The sequence below is a fragment of the Flexistipes sp. genome (assembly GCF_036172515.1).
Classification (GTDB): Bacteria; Chrysiogenota; Deferribacteres; order Deferribacterales; family Flexistipitaceae; genus Flexistipes.
The window spans coordinates 349,072-368,446 of the sequence record NZ_JAXKVW010000001.1 but is presented as its reverse complement, the minus strand read 5'-3'; the positions used below and the strand labels follow the sequence as shown (position 1 = coordinate 368,446).

Sequence of the window (19,375 nt, the reverse complement as noted above, 5' to 3'; positions counted from 1 at the left end):
TGAATAATTCCCGAAGCAGGGCTTTAGACCTGCAGGTGTACAAAAATTTGTTTAAAAACAAAATGTACCCCCTCTGCATCTACCCCTAATCCAGGGGGAGAAGAAAGTCCCTTTTCCTATCCTGTTCAAAACTTTCTATCCCAAAATTTTACCGTCGTAAGGGTATCCTCTTTTTGTCCAGAAACCGGGGACTTTAATATCAGAAAATTCGATCTTTTTTATCCATTTTGCACTCTTATAACCATACCTGTCCGGGTAGAAAAGTCTTACAGGGAACCCGTGCTTTGGCTCCAATTTTTCACCGTTTACCTTTAACGCCAGTATATATCTGTCTTTAACTTCTGAAACAGGAATGGATTCGGTATATTTATTGCCATAACAGTAAAAATTAATATATTTTGCCTTTTTATAGGGTTTAACAATCTCTATAATTTTATTAAGGCTGACACCTTCCCATTTAAGATCCGGAACACTCCACCCTTCAACACAGTTGAAATCCTCCCGGTAAGAAGTATCTGTCAAATTTTCCAGGTCTGAATATGCGAATTTCCGCCTTTCTTCCGCCAACCCGGTGATTGACAGCGAAAATTTGTCTATATCTATTTCTGGCGTACTTCCTTCAACAGTCCTTATCCTCCATGGATTGATAAAGTCACCGAAAGCAGCTAAAGCTCTCACCCTGCTGGATACAAAGAAAGCCCCGCTCACCAAAAGATATCTGAGGAAAATTCTTCTGTTCATAACGCTAAGATATGATAATGCAAAATGTTGTCAATTTTTATTTATAACAGATAAAATTTAATCATGTTTCGATATAAATAAAAACATAGTTGACTTTTGTAAAATAATTTTATATCAGCATTTATAGTTAAGCAGATACGCAGAAATTATTAGTACATAGATAGAGATCCCTCGGCTTCGCTCGGGATGATGCCTGCGGCTAGCACCAGTCTTTTAGACTGGTAAATATGTTTACATTCTATTTATCCGCACAAGGCGGATGCTAGACATTTTTCCCGGACGAGGAGCCAGAAAGCTGTCACCTCTTGCCTGGTTAAATGCCGCAGGCAATTAGCGAAGCTGATATTTAACGGGGGGCGGCCGAAGCGGAGAGGTCTCTACTGTAAGAAACAATACAGCAAACAAATATGCAAGTATGCTTATTGTTTAAACTGCACTTGCACCTGTTTAAATTTTTGCGGGGAGAGGTAAAATGGCAATCTCAAAAAAACTTTTATTTCTATGCACGGGTAATTCCTGCAGGAGTCAGATGGCTGAGGCGTATGGAAAAAATTATCTGGAACATTATGATGTCTATTCGGCCGGGCTGGAAAAACATGGACTCAACCCTTATATGCTGGAAGTAATGAAGGAAGACGGTTACGAGATGCAGGGACATTATTCCAAGACACTGAATGATGTTAAGGGTATAGATTTTGATGTGGTTGTTACCGTCTGTGGTCATGCGAATGAAACGTGCCCTATGTATTTAAAAAAAGCGCAGATGATACATAAGGGTTTTAATGACCCGGCTCAGGTGGCAGGGAGCGAAGAAGAAATACTTGGTCAATTCAGAAAAGTACGTGATGAAATAAAAAGTTATATAAAAGACGAATTGAGCAAAATTATTTGATTTCAGGGGGATATGGTGGCTAAAGAATCCGTTGCAAAAAAGATGAGTGTTCTGGACAGATTTTTAACGTTGTGGATATTCCTTGCGATGATAGTAGGAGTATCTTCCGGTTATTTTTTCCCGGGGATTGCCGATACAATAGATAAACTGAGTGTGGGAACTACGAATATACCTATTGCAATAGGTCTCATTCTGATGATGTATCCTCCACTTGCAAAAGTAAAATATGAAGAGCTGGCTCATGTTTTTAAAAATGTCAAGGTGCTGGCTTTGTCACTTGTTCAAAACTGGATAGTCGGGCCGGTACTTATGTTTTTATTAGCTGTGGCTTTCCTGTCAGGGCACAATGAATATACGACAGGCCTCATTCTTATCGGACTTGCCCGCTGCATTGCTATGGTAATTGTCTGGAACGACCTTGCAAAAGGTGATACCGAATACTGCGCAGGATTGGTGGCTTTTAATTCGGTATTTCAGGTGTTGTTTTTCACAGTATATGCATACGTTTTCATAACATTTCTGCCTTCCCTGTTTGGTTTTGAAGGTACAATTGTGGATATTTCAATGCCGCAGATTGCCAAAAGTGTTTTTATTTACCTTGGTATTCCTTTTATTGCGGGAATTTTATCCAGAATTACCGGACTAAAGATCTGGGGAAAAGAAGCCTATGAAAACACTTTTATCCCGAAAATAAGCCCTTTAACCCTGGTCTTTCTGCTTTTTACTATATTTGTGATGTTTTCTTTCAAAGGGGAGTATATTATAAAACTTCCTTTTGATGTTATCAGAATTGCAATTCCGTTATTATTGTATTTTGTGATTATGTTCCTTATTTCTTTTTTCATGTCCTACAAGATCGGTGCAACATATGAGCAAACCACGACTCTGAGTTTTACTGCCGCATCCAACAATTTTGAGCTTGCTATCGCCGTGGCTATATCCGTTTTCGGCATAAATTCAGGGCAGGCCTTTGCAGCTGTTATAGGGCCGCTTGTGGAAGTGCCGGTGCTGATCGGTTTGGTACATGTGGCTTTGAGATTTAAAGAAAAATACTTCCCCTTTGCAGTAAACACTATACAGGGTGTCTGCCACGTTAAATGCAAATCAACTTCCTGATTTAAGCATACTTTTTTAACCGGGAAATAATTTACTAAGCAGATTCACAGAAATTATTAATATAATAGACAAGACCCTTCGGCTTCGGTCGAGGTGACAAAAAACTGTCATTCCGACCGGAACCGAGCACTATTTCATAGCGGTCGGTGGAGCGGAGAAATCTCTAACGTTGTTTGTCAATAAATGTACCCCCTCTTGATTTCCCCCTAAAACAGGTTGAGAAACCGGTTCTGCGCACTTAACGCTTTAAGTGCGTGGGTGAAAATCTCTACCATAAAAAACGATATAATAAACAAATATGTATACAAGTAGATACAATCTATTTATTTCGTTATATATAAAAACATACTTGACATCTATACAATGAAAGCATATTATTCTTTTCCAGATATTAAAACAGCAGGGTACACTGATGAAAGAAAGAAACAAATTTTTAACTATTTTGCTCATTTTTGCCTACGTTTATTTTGTGGATTTTAATACCCCTTCAGTTTCCGGGGCAATTCTGGAAGGCTTTTATATGCTGCAGGAGTATGTCAGGAAGCATACGCTTACCTGTCTGGTGCCTGCCCTATTTATTGCCGGAGCTATGAGTGCCACTATTTCCCAGGCATCTGTAATAAAATATTTTGGAGCTGAAGCCAAAAAAATAGTCTCATATTCTGTGGCATCGGTATCCGGAGCTATACTGGCTGTTTGTTCCTGTACAATTCTACCTCTTTTTGCAGGTATATATTCCAGAGGGGCCGGGCTCGGACCGGCAATGGCTTTTGTTTATTCCGGTCCTGCAATAAATATTCTGGCAATTGTTTTAACTGCAAGGGTTTTAGGTTTTGAGATGGGGCTTGCCAGAGCAATCGGTGCTATAATTTTTGCAGTAATTATAGGATTATCAATGGCTTTTATTTTCAGAAACGATGAGAAGGAAAGATATGATAGCGCACCAAAACGGGAAGTAGAAACTGAAGACGGTCACCCGCTGCAAACATTTATATTCTTCGCAGCACTAATAGGTGTGCTGATATTTGCCACATGGGCAAATCCGGCTTCTGATGGCGGCATCTTTGCCCTGATTTTCAATTATAAATGGCCATTAACGGCAGTTTCACTGGCTGTTGTCATCATAATGGCATTTACAGGAATGGATCAAGGGAAAAGGGGTACCTGGATGGACGAAACGTGGGGGTTTTCAAAACAGATTTTGCCCCTTCTTTTCATCGGTGTCATAGTGGCTGGTTTTCTCCTGGGGCGCCCGGGGCACGAAGGTATAATACCCTCACAATATGTTGAAGGACTTGTCGGGGACAACAGTCTCTTTGCCAACTTTTTTGCTTCCATTGTCGGAGCATTCATGTATTTTGCCACACTTACCGAAATACCTATTCTACAGGGTCTTATCGGCGCCGGTATGGGCAAAGGTCCCGCTCTTGCCCTTCTGTTGGCAGGACCGTCACTCAGTTTGCCCAACATGCTTGTTATAAGGAGTGTGATAGGAACCCGGAAAACGGTTGTATATGTTATACTTGTTGTGGTTATGTCTACAGTAGCAGGTGTTATTTACGGAACATTCTGGGGCTAAAGATTCTAAACAGCGTACTGAAAAAGCTGCACAGATAAAAACTTACAAATATTAAAAAAGGGGGCAAATTATGAAAATTAAAGTATTAGGTCCGGGCTGCAAAAACTGTGAAGCGCTGCATAAATCTACACTTGCGGCGGTGGAAGAACTTGGAATGAGTGATGCTTATGTGGAGTATGTAAAAGATATATCCGAAATAAGCAAATATATTATGGCCACCCCGGGACTTGTGGTGGACGAAGTTGTTGTTCATGAAGGCAAGCCGCTTCCTACTGCAGGAAAAATTAAAGAAATCTTGCAAAAAGCTAAGAAATAACTTTGTATTAAGGGCATTATATTATGCCCTTTTTCCTAATAAACAGAAATGTAAAGAGACCTTTTCTCTACCTCCTTATCTCACCACTTCACTATTTCACCATAACCGATAAACTACTAAAAAATGACCAAAATACAGCTTTGCAAAAACTTAGAACAGTTCATTTCCCCCCTTTTTTATCTGTAAACATATCTTACATGGCTGTAAAGAATACTTACATATCTCGCTTACAATTTCTTTCATAAACAGCTGTTATACGGGCATTTGGTAATTTGGAGTGCGTTGGCATCGATATTGCAATGAATTAATATGCAATTAACCAGTGAACGTTTAATTATAAAAGGAGGTAACATGAAAATCCGCAGGAGAGAGTTTCTCAAAGCCAGTGCGGCGGTTGCCACAGTGACAGCATTAGGCTGCGGCACAAAGCTAAATGCACTGGAAAAAACCGACAAAACCGTAAGCCCTTACGGAAAAAACAAAGGGGAATGGATTCCCACAACATGTCAGGGATGCACCACATGGGATCCAATTCAGGTTTATGTGCAGAACGGACGTGCGGTGAAAGTCCGTGGTAATGAGTACAGCAAAATGAACGGCGGTTACTGCTGTGCAAGAGGTCACTTAGGTCTGCAGCAGGTTTATGACCCGGACAGAGTTAAGGTTCCCATGAAAAGAACCAATCCCAAAAAAGGCAGATTTGAAGATCCAAAATTTGTACCGATCTCCTGGGATGAAGCACTGAATACCATTGCAGACAACATGATGAAACTCAGGGATAACGGTGAAGCCCATAAATATGTTTGTTTCAGAGGCCGTTACACATACACAAGAGACATTATTTATTCCTCAATGACAAAAATATTCGGCTCATCAAACAATATTTCTCACTCAGCCATATGTGCTGAGGCTGACAAATCAGGCCCATTTTTCACGGAAGGTTTATGGGATTACAGAGATTATGATCTGACAAATACCAAGTATCTTGTATGCTGGGGAGCTGACCCTCTCAGGTCCAACAGACAGGTTCCCACTGCCATCAATAAAATCGGCGAAGTTATGGATCGGGCTACTGTGGTTGCTGTTGATCCTACCCTTACAACAATAGGCGCAAAAGCTAACGAGTGGATGCCGGTAAAACCCGGTGAAGACGGTGCACTTGCTGTAGCAATAGCTCATGTAATTTTAAGAGAAGGTTTATGGTACAAAGAATTTGTCGGAGATTTTAAAGACGGCAAAAACAGATTCAAGCTTGGAGAAGAGGTTGATGAATCCACATTTAAAGGAAACTATACACATGGTCTTGTAAAATGGTGGAATATCGAACTGAAAGATAAAACACCGGAGTGGGCGGAAAGAATCACAGGTGTAAAAGCAGACCAGATATACAGAGTGGCAAGAGGAATGGGAGCAGCTGCGCCAAAAGTAGCCGTATGGCTTGGCCCCGGAGCTGCAATGCATATCCGGGGAACTTACAGTTCCATGGCTATCCATGCATTAAACGGACTGATGGGCTCAACTGACAATATAGGCGGTCCCATGGCTAAGATTTCTCCACCGTACAACCATACACCAAGCATAAAAAAATATCAGGATACCATCTCTAAAAATAAACCTCATGTAAAAATAGATCAAAGAGGTTACCTGAAATTCCCCGCCCTGAAAAAAGGTAAATCCGGCGGCGGTGTTGTGACAAATAATGCAGCTGACGGTATCCTTCAGGAAGATCCGATGGAAATCAAAATGGTTCTTGGCTATATGAACAATTTTAATTTTTCCGGAACAGAAGGCCAGAGGTGGGATAAAGCACTGGCAAAAGTGCCTTTTACCGTGCACCTGTCCACACATGCTTCAGAATTTTCTATGTTTGCTGACATTGTGTTACCGGCTGCCACCACAACGTTTGAAAAGTGGGCATGGTTGAAAACCAAAGCAAACAGAATAGGAACGGGAACCCTTCTTCAGCCTGTAGTTAAACCGATCTGGGAAGCTAAAATAGATGAATCGGAAATCCCTTATATGATAGCTGAGAAACTTGCCGAAAGGGGCTTTGATAATTTACTGGAATATTATAAGAATGAGTTCAAGGACCCTGATACAGGTAAAAAGCCCACTAATGAAAGGGAGTTCGCTGAATATGCAACCAAATATTATCTCGCTCCAATGTGGCAGGGACATGACAAAGGCGGCGATTCCTTCAAAAGCTGGGAGGAGTTTAGAAAAATCGGTGTATGGAATTCCGATCCGTATCCTTACAGAAAACGCTGGGGTAAATTCAAAACCAAAACGCATCAGTTCGAATTTTACAGTGAAACTCTGAAAGAAGCTTTGGCAAAACATGCAAAAAAACATAATGTTGATGTTAACAAAGTTCTTGAGGTTACAAACTATACCGCCCGTGATGAAAAAGCTTTTGTGCCCCACTATGAAGAACCTTACAGATATGGAAGCAAAAGTGCATACCCTTTTACATTCATCGACTCAAGGTCAAAACTGAATAAAGAAGGACGAAGTGCAAATTGCCCATGGATGCAGGAATTCAGAGTAATCGACGTTGGTGATGAGCGCTGGGATAATGTATTGAAAATGAACCCTGATGATGCCAAAAGACTGGGCTTGAAAAACGGCGATATGGTAAAAATTACGACAGTGGTAACTTCAAGAAAGATAAAAGTAAAACTTTCCGAAGGCGTACGCCCCGGAACGGTTCTTTCAACGTATGGACAAGGTCATACAGCATACGGCAGGATAGCATCCAAAAAGTTTGGCAAAGAGGGTTTTGGTATGAATAACAATGACCTTATGCCTGCTGATTATGACCGTCTATCAGGTAGTACAGCCAGAAACGGCGGCTTTGTCGGTGTACGTATAGAGAAAGTATAATAAAATTTTCTTAAGAGGTGAATTATGCAATACGCAATGGTCATAGATTTGCACAAATGTGCTGGATGCGGAGCATGCGGCATGGCGTGTAAAACAGAAAACAATACGGATAACAGGAAAAACGGTCAGTCCTACAACTGGGCTGATTTTACAACAAAGTGGAGCGGGAAGTTTCCTGATGTAAATTATGAAATTATACCCGTACTTTGTAATCACTGTTCCAATGCTGCATGCGTTGAAGTATGTCCGGTTACTCCCAAAGCGATGTTTAAAACGGATGCCGGTATTACCATGCACAATGATGAGCGCTGTATAGGCTGCCGCTCATGCCAGCATGCATGTCCCTACAGCATAATGGATTTGGAGAAAGAAGACAGCAATGCAACTTCAGTGATCAGCTTCAATTTTGATGGTGAGAAGACTCACGAGCTGTATCACGATAAAGAAGAGTTGATTGCAGGCTGTACAGCTTCAGGTGCGGAAGTTGCTTCAAAAACAGGTGCTATACCTCCTTATAAAACTGAGTACAAGCACCCTGACTACGAAGCTGTAAGAAGACCCGGTATCGTTGAAAAATGCATACTGTGTGAGCACAGACTGAAAGCGGGTGAAGAACCCTACTGCGCAACAGCCTGCCCGGCACAGGCAAGGATAGTCGGTGATATTGACAACCCGAACAGTAAAGCCGCGAAGCTCCTTAAAAAATACAGATATTGGGTGAGAAAACCTGAAGCAGGCACAAAACCCAATATTTACTACATCAGGAGTTTCAAGGCCAGGTCATAAAAGAGAAAGGGTGGCTCAGCCACCCTTTTTTTCATAAAAAAACAGTAGCTTTAATTAATGGAGGAATGATGGTTTCCAATACAAAAACTCTCTCTCATTCTGCAATTTTTGGTAATATGATGCATATTTTATCGGTTCTGATGTATACACCAAAAGAAGGGATATTAAATGAAAAGAACCTGATCGATAACTTCATCGAATATGCCGAAGATTTGGAAGATAATGAATTGATCTCAAAAATTAGTAAAATTAAACAGTTTCTGAATGAAGAATCCGAAGAGGACATTGTTACCGATCACGCTCAGCTCATGGTAGGTCCCTTTGAGTTGTCAGCACCCCCTTACGGATCGGTCTATCTTGAAAAGAACAGAAAGATAATGGGTGATACCACCATGGAGGTGGGACAATTTTATTTTGACAGCGGATTGGAAGTGGCTTCAGATTATAACGATCCGCCCGATCATATTGCAGTGGAAATGGAATTTATACATTTTCTCTTTTCTGAAATTTTTAACAGTTTAAATGAAGATAAAGTTGAAGACGCCGAAAACTATAAAACAAAGCTCAGAGAATTTCTAAAAAAATATTATCTACCTTTTTCTGAGAATTTTGCAGAAAAAATTAAGGACAATGCTGAAACAAATGTTTATAAAATTACAGGGGATGCTATATTACATATAAATAAACTTTTAAAAGAGTTTTAAAGAGAGAGTAATGGCAAATGTACTTATAATTGATGATGACGAAGGGCTCTGTTACAGCATTGAGAGGGCCCTTCGCAACATTCACAAGGTATTTACTGCAACACATTCCGAAACCGCTTACAATATACTTTCCAACAACCCTATTGATATTGCATTTATCGATCAAAGATTAGGCAAAGAAAGCGGTACAGAGATTCTCAAAGAAATAAAAGGACGTTTTCCAAAATTACCTTGTATCCTTATGACGGCATACGGCAGCAGTGAAACGATACTGGAATCCATCAGTCAGGGGGCAGCCGATTTTATCAGTAAACCTTTGGAAACAGATGGTTTCCTTCGTCTTATCGAAGCAAACGTTGTAAAGAAGAATATCTGTTCCGATAATTATATCAATATCTCTGAGTTTGAATATCCTCCAAATGTATTTATAGGAAAATCCCCACAAATGATAAAAATACTAAAAAATGTTGCCACGGTTGCAGCAACAGATTCACCTGTTTTGATAACTGGAGAAAGCGGTACAGGAAAGGATCATATCGCAAAGATTATTCACGATTACAGCAGTCGTTCAAACTATTTTTTTGTACCTGTAAACAGTGCAGCTATTCCCAGAAGTCTTCTGGAAAGTGAAATGTTCGGGCATGTGAAGGGAGCTTTCAGCGGAGCTTACCAGTCCAAAAAAGGGAAATTCGAAACGGCCGACAAGGGGACAATTTTCCTCAATGAGATAGGGGATTTGCCGTCCGGTTTACAGGCAAAACTTTTGCATGTTCTACAGGACGGAACAATAGAAAAGCTTGGCGAAAATAAGCTCAAAAAAGTTGATGTGAGATTAATTTCAGCCACCAACAAAAATCTGGATGAAAAACTTGAATCAGGCTCATTCAGGGAAGACCTGTTTTACAGATTAAATGTATTCAGCATCCATTTACCCCCTTTAAGAGATCGTAAGGCTGATATAGTTGAACTTTCCAAATTTTTCATAAAAGAAGCATGTATAAATCTTGATAAAGAAATCACCTGTGTACATAAAGGTGTTTTTGAAATACTTGCGTCATACAGCTGGCCTGGCAATATCAGAGAATTGAAAAACATAATAAAAAAATCCGTTATTGTTTCCAGTAGGCAGACACTTGAACCGGACGATATTGTGCTGCCAAAAAGTAAAGAAGCGGCAAAAAACGTACAAAATCTTAAAAAACATCTGTACAAAGAGTACAGAGAGCACTCCTACGGAGAAGTCCTCCACCGTGCACTTGATGATATAGAAAAAGAGTTTATTGAAGACGCTTTAAAAGAATGCAAAGGCAATCTCTCACAGGTTGCAGAAATGCTCGGCATAAGCAGAGTAACGCTATACGATAAACTAAAAAAATATTCCATTAAAGCCCACTCTGATTAATCCCAATGAAAAAGCCGGCTCCGTAATTTGTATCTATAACGGAAATACTCCCGCCCAGGTTTTCAAGAATCTTTTCGCACATTGCCAGTCCCAGCCCCGTACCGCTTTCTTTGGTGGTGAAAAACGGCCTGAAAATTTCATCCCTGTCTGAAGTTTCAAAACCTGTTCCGTTGTCAAAATATTTAATAATAAATCTGTTATTCTCAAAATAAAAAGATATAGTAATATTTTCAGCCCCGGCCTCATAAGAGTTTTGAACAAGATTTTCCAGCACCTGTGCAAGCATTTCTGCATCCGTTTTAAAATTTCCCGTTGAGTGATAATTGTACTCTATATAAACATTATCCATATATTTTGAAAAAAGATCTTTTAAATATTTTACAAACTCTGGGATATTTATTTCTATTATTTTGCTTTCAATCGGCTTTGCATAAGCAAGAAATGTATTAATCCGCTTCACAAGCCTGTCCGACTGACGGGATATCATCTCCATATCCTTTTTTAAATTAAAGTCCTTATCGGCATACTCTTTTTGGAGGGCATCACTGATAAGCTTCAATGACATAATGGGATTTTTCAGCTCATGAGCCAGGCCGGCAGCCATTGTACCGATTGAAGCAAGTCGTTCTGCCTTATTAATTTCCCGCTGTTGCTGCTTAATCTGACTGATTGATTCTTTCAGTCTGTAAGATAGATCATGCAGGGTATTTTTCAGCTGCTCAACCTCGTAAGAAGAGAATGCAGGGGTATGAAGCTCCTCAGGAATCTTCAGGGGGTTTATATTGCTAATCTGATAACTCAGCTGCTTCAAAGGATTGGAAAGAAATCTTGCAAGTACTATCCCCAGCAGAACACCCATAATAACTATAAAAATATTCACAAATACGAGTCGTGAAACATCGGAAAATATACCTTTTTGAATTTCATTTTTATTTAGCACAAAAATTATTTTACCGATTGTTGTCTCACCGGCTTTTATAGCCTTATTAACCGTAGTATCCTCAGAAATATTATCAGGCATCTTTCTGGTTGCATTGGCATCTGTAAAATATTCTCCTTTGGCATCCAAAACGTAGATATTGGATATAAAACCAAAAGATTTATTGATTTCATTTACTTCAGAATATATCGAATATATATCTTCCAGAAGCATAGCTTCTGCAAAATCATCTGCAAAAATATCATACTGAATCTCAATTGAGTTGAACACCTTTTCATAAGTGTTTTTATAGTTCGTATAAATTGTAAAACTGGTATTAACGGCTGCCGTAATAACTCCAAGAAAGCCTATCAGAAGGATTATACGATTTGTAAATTTTTGCGGTAAAAATTTTTTAAAAGTCATCAACTAATTTCTGCATTTTTCTTATTTCTTCAAAGCGTTCCGGATTGGTCACAACAAATTTATCAATATTCAGATCCTCCAAAATCTTTTTTCCTTTAGGATCTTTGTGCATTTTCAGTAGAATCCGGGTAATCTCATCGAATAATTTTTTATCAATTGCACCAGAGGCAACTATTGAAGGTGCGGGAAAATATGGGGATTTATGGATTATCCTGATGTTTTTTACCTCGTCAGGTTTCGTCTCAGCCAAATAGTCATAAACTAAACTGTCCACGGCTGCTCCATCTATTACACCTTTATTTACCAGATATATCGATTTGTCATGTGAATGCGTATAAAAAGTCTCCTGGAAAAAATTTTCATAGGAAATATTAAAACGTTTAATTATTATATATTTAGGATAAATAGAACCTGAATTGGACAGCCTGTCGGCAAAAGCAAATGTTTTACCTTTTAAATCGATCAGTTCGTCTATACCACTGTTACTGTTAGCAATAATATATGATCTGTATGTACTTTTACCGTCGATAACCGGTGTTACCATAAGTTTGTATTCATTATCCTGTAAAAAGAAGAAAGACCCAGTACATACAAGTGCAAAATCAACCTTGTTATCTACAATAAGTTTATTCATATCGCTGTAATCCTTTTTAAGCACCGTTTCTATCCGCATATCAAGTTTTTCAGCTATGTAATCGTTCAGGTCTTTATAAAGTATAAATGTTTCCTCGGGAGAAATCATGGAAGCGATACCGAACTTCAGCTGCGCCTGAGAATTAAAACTTAAAAAGTATAAAGATACAAATAAAAATAAAAAAAACTTTTTCATAATTACACTCCTGAAAATATTATACAATATTCAATTCTTTTGCCAATAAAAAAGAATTGGGAACCTTTTAAAACTCAAACATTTAAAGAGACGTGACACTTAAATCATGAGGCGTGATCGGGAAGGTTGCTAAATATAATTAAGTCTATTTAGGCTCAAGGTTAGTAAAAGTGGAAATAAATAATTATTTATTGTTCTTCTTCATTATTAATAGTTATTAACTGGGAAAGAGAAATACATAATATTTAAAAAGCACAGTAAAATCGGCTGGAAATTAAAAAACAGGTAAGAAAGTCAAAAAATTTTTTAATAATAATCATTCTTGTTGCTTTAAAGCATAGCAAGTCTATAGGATTTTTCTATATCATTAGTTCAGAATATTGCCTTTTTTGTATATAAATATATGCATATTCATATAATATTTTGATATCAAATGATTTTTAGCCCGAAAATAGTATTGACAGATTTTATTCTTTTGTCATAATTATTATACAAAAATAATGGGAGGTACATGTATGTTTAAGAATTTCAAGAAACTTTTTATTTTACCAACCTTACTATTTGTTTTATTGATAGCTGGTTGTGCAGTTCCCCAAAAAGCTGCAGAACCTGCAAAAACAATGAGTGTCAAGGAAAAGGTTGAAGCTGCAGGATTTCAACTGGTTGATTTTGAGTATGTTAGCAAAAAGGTAGGCAAAGGACTCCGGGATTTTGATCAAGTCGTCATCATCGATGCCAGGCCCGGCAGAAAGTATGAATCCGGGCATATTCCAGGGGCAATTAACATTCACGACAATCAGTTCAAGGATCATTACCCGAGACTGGAGTCTTTGACTGGCGTTACAAAAACAACTGAAATAATAGTATACTGCGGCGGATTTAAATGTGTAAAAAGTTATCACGTAGCAACAATGCTCAAGGAAAAAGGCTACAAAAATGTCAAAGTATATTTGGCAGGAATGCCCGATTGGTCGAAAAAATCTTATGTTGAAATTTCAGACGACTATGCCGTAAAGCTTTATAAAGAAGACGCTGTATTTGTGGATGCAAGACCTGCAAGAAAATTTGAAGCTGAAACAATTCCCGGTGCAGTAAGCATTCCGGACACAAAATTCAAGTTCATGAAAGACCAGAGGCAAAAATACCTTGATAAACTTCCAACTGACAAGAAAACTGCCATAGTTATCTTCTGCGGCGGCTGGAAATGTGTAAAATCACACACCGTTTCAGGGATACTGGTTAGTGAGTACGGATATGAAAATGTTTATAATTATTCAGGAGGACTTCCCGGCTGGAAAAAGAATGGTCACCCCACCACAAAAACCGGTGGTACAATTGAAAAGGCCGAAAAAGAAGATGAAGCGGAAGCTCTGAAAGAAGGAAAAGAAGAAGGTACCATTGACAAAGAATACTTTAAAACTTTGATCGATGACAGACCTGAAAACATTCACATTGTTGATGTGAGAAGCCCCGAGGAGTTCAAACAAGGACACGTTAAAGGAGCAATCAATATCCATGTGAATGAAGTTTACAAAAAAGGTTGTGATTACGTAATCAATCAGCTGCCTGAAGACGGATATGTGGTATTTATGTGTTCTGCAGGCGGCAGATCAAGTGAGCTGTACTACGCCTTGCAGGACATGTGCGGCTACAAAAAGATGGACAGACTGTATTATCTGGATGCACATGTTAACTACGAAAGCGGTAAATGCACAATCAAATAGACACACTATATCAAACTATATACCAAAAAAAGGCAGCCATTTGGCTGCCTTTTTTATTATAAAAAACTTATACGAGACTTAAGAACTTTGCACAAGTTAGGAAGCGCGGCTTCAGCCGCGCAAAGATGTATTGAAACCCGTATTTTCAACCTTGCGGGACTGAAGTAATGTATACCACTAGCATCGGTCGAAGACCGATTAGCAGCTATGTAAATAGCTAAATTGAATGTTTGACAACATATTTACCAGCCTCCGGCTGGTGCTACCCCCTTCCGAAAAAGCATAAAAGCATATTATTCAAAACTCTCATAGTATTATTTGACTAGAGACCTCTCCGCTTCGGTCGCCCCCGTTAAATATCAGCTTCGCTGATTGCCTGCGGCATTTAACCAGGCAAGAGGTGACAATTTTTTGAATAGCATTCGCTATGGGCGGATAAATAGAATGTTAAACATATTTACCAGTCTAAAAGACTGGTGCTATCCATAGGCATCCTTGCGACCACACATTTAACGCCTTAAGTACGCGGGAGATCTTTGAACAAGTATTTTACCCCCTGAATGGATCCTCGCAAATACTTATAACACTGGCATCACCCCAAAAATTATATAAAAGTTTTGTTTTACATATACTTAGCTAATATGAAACTGATTTCAATGTAATTTGCAAAAATGAAGCAGCCGATGTCGAATGTGTTCCACATATTTACCAGCCTTTCGGCTGGTGCTAGAGAAACGTACTGCCGGTTAGTGGTCACACCCTGTGTTGGAAAGTAAAGTGGATAAATATTTGCAAATAAAAACAATTATGAGGGGAGGGTGTAGACGGTTAGCGGCAGTAGTTTCGAGTTTCGGCTGCGAAATGCGTGCAAATTACATTGAAAAATATTTGCACTACGAAAAATGGGGTGACGTCAGTTGTAACAGGGACAAGTACAAAATTTGACTTTCTAAGATTAATCTGCTGGTTGTGAAAGTTCGGTAAGGACACCGTTGGCAGATTTCGGATGAACAAATGCCACCAGCTTGCCATGTGCCCCTTTTATCGGCTCTTCATTTATCAGCTTCATTCCGTCCTTTTTCATAATATCAAGGGACTCAGAAACATCGTTTACTTCATAACATAAGTGATGAATGCCTTCCCCTTTCTTATCCAGGAATTTGGCAACAGGGCTGTCTTCACTTGTGGGCTCAAGCAGCTCAACGTTGGAGTCTCCCAGTTTGATAAATGCGACCTTCACTTTTTGAGACGGAACTTCTTCATAAGATTCCACATTAACACCCAAAGTCTCATAAAACCTAACTGCTTCTTCCAGCGACTTTACTGCTATCCCGATATGATCAATCTTTTTCAGCATATCAAACCCCTAACTGCTTAATTTTGCTATCAGCTGATTAACAAGCTTCGGATTTGCCTGGCCTTTTGTTTTCTTCATCACCTGCCCCACAAAGAAACCCTGCAGCTTTTTCTCTCCGTTTTTAAAACGCTCCAGCTCATCGGGGTTTTCTTCAAACACCTGTTTTACAATATTTTCCAGCTCGGAACTATCGGATATCTGGGCAAGATTTTTCTCTTTAACAATTTCAGCGGGAGCTTTCCCGCTCTCAAGCATGATTTCAAAAACATCTTTAGCTATTTTACCGCTGATTGTGTTATCGTCTATCAACTTTACAAGGCCGGCAAGCATGGAAGGATTTACTCCGATATCAAAAATATCGCAGTTCCTTTCGTTAACAACTCTTAAAATTTCCGACATAATCCAGTTGGCTATTATTTTGGGATTGTTGTGGCTTTTTATACACTCCTCAAAATAATCGGCATATGTTTTAAAAGAAGTAAGTACATCCGCATCATATTCGGGGAGACTGTATTCCTTTTTAAAACGGGCTTTCCTTTCATCCGGCAGTTCAGGCAGGCTTTCCCTGATCCGCTCAATCCAGTCATCATCAACTTTGACAGGTATGAGGTCGGGATCCGGAAAATACCTGTAATCATGTGCTTCTTCCTTGCTTCTCATTGCAACCGTTATGTTTTTGTCAGGATTCCACAATCTCGTTTCCTGAACGATATGACCGCCTTCGTTTAAAACCTTGGTCTGACGCTTAATTTCATATTCTATTGCTTTTTGTACGTTTTTAAAAGAATTCATATTTTTGATTTCTGTTTTTACCCCGAATTCCTTTTGTCCTTCAGGACGTATGGAAATATTGGCATCGCATCTTAATGAGCCTTCTTCCATATTACATTCGGAAACTCCGGCATATTGCAGTATAGCTTTCAGCTTCTGCAAATAAGCTTTTGCTTCCTCACCTGTTCTCATATCAGGCTCACTAACAATCTCAATAAGCGGAACCCCTGTTCTGTTTAAATCCACATAGGAAGCGGAATAATCGCCGAGATTTTCACCGTGAATGGATTTGCCCGCATCTTCCTCCATGTGAATTCTGGTGATACCAATTTCCTTGGAATAGTCCTCAAGATTGATTTTCATTTTACCGTTCAGGCATAAGGGAAGCTCATACTGTGATATCTGATAACCTTTTGGCAAATCCGGATAAAAATAGTTTTTCCTTGCGAAAACACTGGATTCCTGAATTTCACAGTTGAGAGCCAGTCCGGCTGTCATTGCATATTCCAGAGCTCTCTTGTTAAGCACCGGCAGCACACCCGGCATTCCCAGGCAAACCGGACATACATTGCTGTTCGGCTCTGCTCCAAAGTTGGTGGAACATGAGCAGAATATTTTTGTATTCGTTCCCATCTGAACATGTACTTCCAGTCCTATCACAGCCTCATAATTCATCTATAACCTCACTACAGTTTTAATTGTTTGTTATTCCACTCCTGCATATCCAAATAGGAGATGTAACTCATATCTCCCTTATAAATATACACCCAGGCAGTGACTTCTTTGGGCTCCTGATTAACAGAATCATCGCCGTTGGACGGCAAAACCCACAATGTCTTACTAACTCTATCCAAATATTTTTCAACATTATCCAGCACCAGCAGAACATCTCTCACATTAAAAATGGTAACCAGTTCACCGTATACCACTGAATCTTTATCCTCCAGCAGCGCCGGAAAAGTTCCTTTATACATAGCCATTCTGCCGTAAGTATAAGCCCTGTTCTTAAAAAGAACATTCTTTGCATACATACTGTAAAACGGTCCGTCCGATTTCAATGAACCGTAAAAGAATATCTTATCGATAAAATTCATCCGCTGATTCCCCATTGAGCATCAATTTTTTATTCAAATTCCGTAGGTATTTTTGTGTGCCAATCCGTATTTTTCTGGTAACAATCTGCAATTTCGAGGATCTTAGCCTCATCAAAATAGTTACCGAGAATCTGCAGACCTATGGGAAGATTATTGCTGTCAAAACCGCATGGTACTGAAATGCCGCATCCGCCGAAAAGGTTCAGTGAAAGGGTAAAAATATCACTCAAATACATACTCAAAGGATCCTCCACCTTTTCGCCAATTTTGAAAGCAGTTGTCGGGGAAGTAGGCGCAACTATTGCATCAACTTTTGCAAAAGCATCAAGGAAATCATTTTTGATAAGTGTTCTGACTCTCTGAGCCTTCAAATAATAAGCATCATAGTAGCCGGCACTTAACACATATGTACCGAGCATTATCCGCCTTTTAACCTCGTCACCGAATCCTTCTGAACGGGTTTTCACATACATTTCAGACAAATTTTCAGCCTCAGCTCTGTATCCGTATCTGACACCGTCATAACGGGCCAGGTTACTCGAAGCCTCGGCCGTGGCAAGTATATAATAAACAGCCACTGCGTAATCTGTATGGGGCATACGTATGTTGATAATTTCCGCACCAAGGGATTCAAGATGTTTTATGGCGTCTTTTACAGATGCTTCAACTTCCGGACTCAGCCCCTCTTTGAAATATTCCTCGGGGACGCCGATTTTTATCCCTTTCAAATTATCAAGTTTTTTATCATAAGGTTCGAACGAATTTTTGGAAGCCGAGGTGGAATCGTGATGGTCATGTTTTCCGATAATTTTCATCAGTTCCACACTGTCCTGAACATTCCATGTCATCGGACCTATCTGATCAAGACTTGAAGCAAAAGCAACCAGGCCGAATCTTGAGACTCTGCCATATGTCGGTTTAAATCCGGCAATACCGCAAAAAGAAGCCGGCTGTCTTATCGAGCCCCCCGTATCACTTCCCAGGGAAGCGGGAACCAAACGAGCGCTCACTGCAGCTGCGGCACCACCGCTCGAGCCGCCGGGGACCCTATCAATATCCCATGGATTTTTTGTTTTGCCAAAATAGGAGGCTTCACAGGATGAGCCCATGGCAAATTCATCCATATTAAGTTTCCCGAGTATAATAAAACCTTTTTCTTTCAGCTGCTTTGCAACAGTTCCGTCGTAAACGGGATCAAAATTTTCCAGGATATGCGACGAACAGGTGGTTCTCAGCCCCTTAGTCACCATATTGTCTTTCAAAGCTATCGGAATTCCCGCCATCGGCGGCAGTTTCTCACCGTTACGTCTTTTCACGTCAATTTTTTCCGCTTCGGACAGTGCATCCTCATTTATGGAAACAAAAGATTTAAGCTTGTCATCATATTTATTAATTCTATCAAGATAAAACTGTACAAGTTCCTTTGCAGAAATTCTTCCGTCCTCCAGATAAGACCTCAATGTCTTCAGATCTGCATTCAGTAGATTCATCAACAACTCCTGTAGATTTTATTAATTTTCAATAACTCTGGGTACCTTGAAGTGTCCCTGCTCTTTATCCGGAGCATTCTTGAGCGCCTGCTCATTGTTAAGCTGCTCTTTTTGCTCATCTTCCCTGAAAACGTTCGAGATATCAAGGGCATGCGAAGTGGGCTCAACATTGGAAGTATCCAGCTCGTCCAGCTTATGTATATAATCGAGAATATTGTTGAGCTCATTGGTAAAGCGCTCAGCTTCCTCTTCGGAAAATTGCAGTCTGGCAAGATCCGCAATATGCAGCACATCTTTTTTATCAATAACTTTTGACATCCTCATCCTCCGCTTTATTGATCATCAG

The 19,375-nt window shown here is 39.6% G+C and carries 17 protein-coding genes; 9 read left to right on the top strand and 8 right to left on the bottom strand.

The annotated features are described in order from the left end of the window. Positions 1–135 precede the first annotated feature (135 nt). Complete coding sequence (locus UMU13_RS01655; protein ID WP_328216647.1) at positions 136–741, bottom strand: molybdopterin-dependent oxidoreductase; 606 nt, start codon at positions 739–741, stop codon at positions 136–138. Positions 742–1,213: 472 nt separating this feature from the next. Between UMU13_RS01655 and UMU13_RS01650 the strand changes: the two genes are divergently transcribed. The 8 genes from UMU13_RS01650 (at position 1,214) to UMU13_RS01615 (ending at position 10,419) form a co-directional block, all read left to right on the top strand. Continuing rightward, positions 1,214–1,633, top strand: a complete 420-nt coding sequence (locus UMU13_RS01650) for an arsenate reductase ArsC (RefSeq protein ID WP_328216646.1) — start codon at positions 1,214–1,216, stop codon at positions 1,631–1,633. Positions 1,634–1,645: 12 nt separating this feature from the next. After that, on the top strand, positions 1,646–2,749 hold the full coding sequence (gene arsB / locus UMU13_RS01645; protein ID WP_328216644.1) for an ACR3 family arsenite efflux transporter: 1,104 nt from the start codon (positions 1,646–1,648) through the stop codon (positions 2,747–2,749). A 412-nt stretch (positions 2,750–3,161) separates the two neighbouring features. After that, positions 3,162–4,328, top strand: coding sequence for a permease (locus UMU13_RS01640; RefSeq protein WP_328216643.1), 1,167 nt, complete (start codon positions 3,162–3,164; stop codon positions 4,326–4,328). Positions 4,329–4,398: 70 nt separating this feature from the next. Further along, complete coding sequence (locus UMU13_RS01635) at positions 4,399–4,644, top strand: thioredoxin family protein (protein WP_328216642.1); 246 nt, start codon at positions 4,399–4,401, stop codon at positions 4,642–4,644. A 351-nt stretch (positions 4,645–4,995) separates the two neighbouring features. Beyond that, the gene (locus tag UMU13_RS01630; protein ID WP_328216641.1) at positions 4,996–7,527 is read left to right on the top strand and encodes a molybdopterin-dependent oxidoreductase; all 2,532 of its coding nucleotides are present in this window, start codon (positions 4,996–4,998) and stop codon (positions 7,525–7,527) included. Between the two features lie 24 nt (positions 7,528–7,551). Continuing rightward, positions 7,552–8,313, top strand: a complete 762-nt coding sequence (locus UMU13_RS01625; protein WP_328216639.1) for a 4Fe-4S dicluster domain-containing protein — start codon at positions 7,552–7,554, stop codon at positions 8,311–8,313. 65 nt (positions 8,314–8,378) lie between these two features. After that, positions 8,379–9,017, top strand: a complete 639-nt coding sequence (locus tag UMU13_RS01620; RefSeq protein ID WP_328216638.1) for a TorD/DmsD family molecular chaperone — start codon at positions 8,379–8,381, stop codon at positions 9,015–9,017. Positions 9,018–9,027: 10 nt separating this feature from the next. After that, positions 9,028–10,419, top strand: coding sequence for a sigma-54-dependent transcriptional regulator (locus UMU13_RS01615; protein ID WP_328216636.1), 1,392 nt, complete (start codon positions 9,028–9,030; stop codon positions 10,417–10,419). Here UMU13_RS01615 and UMU13_RS01610 read toward each other — a convergent pair. Together UMU13_RS01610 and UMU13_RS01605 are read right to left on the bottom strand one after the other, a co-directional pair. Next, complete coding sequence (locus tag UMU13_RS01610; RefSeq protein WP_328216634.1) at positions 10,400–11,764, bottom strand: sensor histidine kinase; 1,365 nt, start codon at positions 11,762–11,764, stop codon at positions 10,400–10,402. The genes UMU13_RS01615 and UMU13_RS01610 overlap by 20 nt on opposite strands. Further along, positions 11,754–12,593, bottom strand: coding sequence for a substrate-binding domain-containing protein (locus tag UMU13_RS01605; RefSeq protein WP_328216633.1), 840 nt, complete (start codon positions 12,591–12,593; stop codon positions 11,754–11,756). Before UMU13_RS01605 ends, UMU13_RS01610 begins: the two co-directional genes overlap by 11 nt. 515 nt (positions 12,594–13,108) lie before the next feature. Here UMU13_RS01605 and UMU13_RS01600 point away from each other — a divergent pair. Beyond that, entirely contained in the window at positions 13,109–14,317 is a 1,209-nt protein-coding gene (locus UMU13_RS01600; protein WP_328216631.1) for a rhodanese-like domain-containing protein, read from the top strand. 955 nt (positions 14,318–15,272) lie between these two features. Here the strand turns inward: UMU13_RS01600 and mce are convergent. The 5 genes from mce to gatC are packed head-to-tail and all read right to left on the bottom strand — an operon-like array spanning position 15,273 to position 19,347. Next, positions 15,273–15,674, bottom strand: a complete 402-nt coding sequence (gene mce, locus UMU13_RS01595; protein WP_328216629.1) for a methylmalonyl-CoA epimerase — start codon at positions 15,672–15,674, stop codon at positions 15,273–15,275. A gap of 9 nt (positions 15,675–15,683) precedes the next feature. Continuing rightward, on the bottom strand, positions 15,684–17,120 hold the full coding sequence (gene gatB / locus UMU13_RS01590) for an Asp-tRNA(Asn)/Glu-tRNA(Gln) amidotransferase subunit GatB (protein WP_328216628.1): 1,437 nt from the start codon (positions 17,118–17,120) through the stop codon (positions 15,684–15,686). 11 nt (positions 17,121–17,131) lie between these two features. Further along, the gene (locus tag UMU13_RS01585) at positions 17,132–17,539 is read right to left on the bottom strand and encodes a gamma-glutamylcyclotransferase family protein (protein ID WP_328216627.1); all 408 of its coding nucleotides are present in this window, start codon (positions 17,537–17,539) and stop codon (positions 17,132–17,134) included. Positions 17,540–17,568: 29 nt separating this feature from the next. After that, positions 17,569–19,029, bottom strand: a complete 1,461-nt coding sequence (gene gatA, locus UMU13_RS01580) for an Asp-tRNA(Asn)/Glu-tRNA(Gln) amidotransferase subunit GatA (RefSeq protein ID WP_328216626.1) — start codon at positions 19,027–19,029, stop codon at positions 17,569–17,571. A gap of 21 nt (positions 19,030–19,050) precedes the next feature. Further along, complete coding sequence (gatC, locus tag UMU13_RS01575) at positions 19,051–19,347, bottom strand: Asp-tRNA(Asn)/Glu-tRNA(Gln) amidotransferase subunit GatC (protein WP_328216624.1); 297 nt, start codon at positions 19,345–19,347, stop codon at positions 19,051–19,053. Positions 19,348–19,375: the final 28 nt, after the last annotated feature.

Bases quoted from the DNA above. Each gene is read 5' to 3' on its own strand.
- UMU13_RS01585 (WP_328216627.1), bottom strand. From the start codon at position 17,539: ATGAATTTTATCGATAAGATATTCTTTTACGGTTCATTGAAATCGGAC.
- UMU13_RS01635 (WP_328216642.1), top strand. From the start codon at position 4,399: ATGAAAATTAAAGTATTAGGTCCGGGCTGCAAAAACTGTGAAGCGCTG.
- arsB (WP_328216644.1), top strand. From the start codon at position 1,646: ATGGTGGCTAAAGAATCCGTTGCAAAAAAGATGAGTGTTCTGGACAGA.
- UMU13_RS01610 (WP_328216634.1), bottom strand. From the start codon at position 11,764: ATGACTTTTAAAAAATTTTTACCGCAAAAATTTACAAATCGTATAATC.
- UMU13_RS01630 (WP_328216641.1), top strand. From the start codon at position 4,996: ATGAAAATCCGCAGGAGAGAGTTTCTCAAAGCCAGTGCGGCGGTTGCC.
- UMU13_RS01655 (WP_328216647.1), bottom strand. From the start codon at position 741: ATGAACAGAAGAATTTTCCTCAGATATCTTTTGGTGAGCGGGGCTTTC.
- UMU13_RS01615 (WP_328216636.1), top strand. From the start codon at position 9,028: ATGGCAAATGTACTTATAATTGATGATGACGAAGGGCTCTGTTACAGC.
- gatA (WP_328216626.1), bottom strand. From the start codon at position 19,029: ATGAATCTACTGAATGCAGATCTGAAGACATTGAGGTCTTATCTGGAG.
- mce (WP_328216629.1), bottom strand. From the start codon at position 15,674: ATGCTGAAAAAGATTGATCATATCGGGATAGCAGTAAAGTCGCTGGAA.
- UMU13_RS01600 (WP_328216631.1), top strand. From the start codon at position 13,109: ATGTTTAAGAATTTCAAGAAACTTTTTATTTTACCAACCTTACTATTT.
- UMU13_RS01640 (WP_328216643.1), top strand. From the start codon at position 3,162: ATGAAAGAAAGAAACAAATTTTTAACTATTTTGCTCATTTTTGCCTAC.
- UMU13_RS01625 (WP_328216639.1), top strand. From the start codon at position 7,552: ATGCAATACGCAATGGTCATAGATTTGCACAAATGTGCTGGATGCGGA.
- gatB (WP_328216628.1), bottom strand. From the start codon at position 17,120: ATGAATTATGAGGCTGTGATAGGACTGGAAGTACATGTTCAGATGGGA.
- UMU13_RS01605 (WP_328216633.1), bottom strand. From the start codon at position 12,593: ATGAAAAAGTTTTTTTTATTTTTATTTGTATCTTTATACTTTTTAAGT.
- UMU13_RS01650 (WP_328216646.1), top strand. From the start codon at position 1,214: ATGGCAATCTCAAAAAAACTTTTATTTCTATGCACGGGTAATTCCTGC.
- UMU13_RS01620 (WP_328216638.1), top strand. From the start codon at position 8,379: ATGATGGTTTCCAATACAAAAACTCTCTCTCATTCTGCAATTTTTGGT.
- gatC (WP_328216624.1), bottom strand. From the start codon at position 19,347: ATGTCAAAAGTTATTGATAAAAAAGATGTGCTGCATATTGCGGATCTT.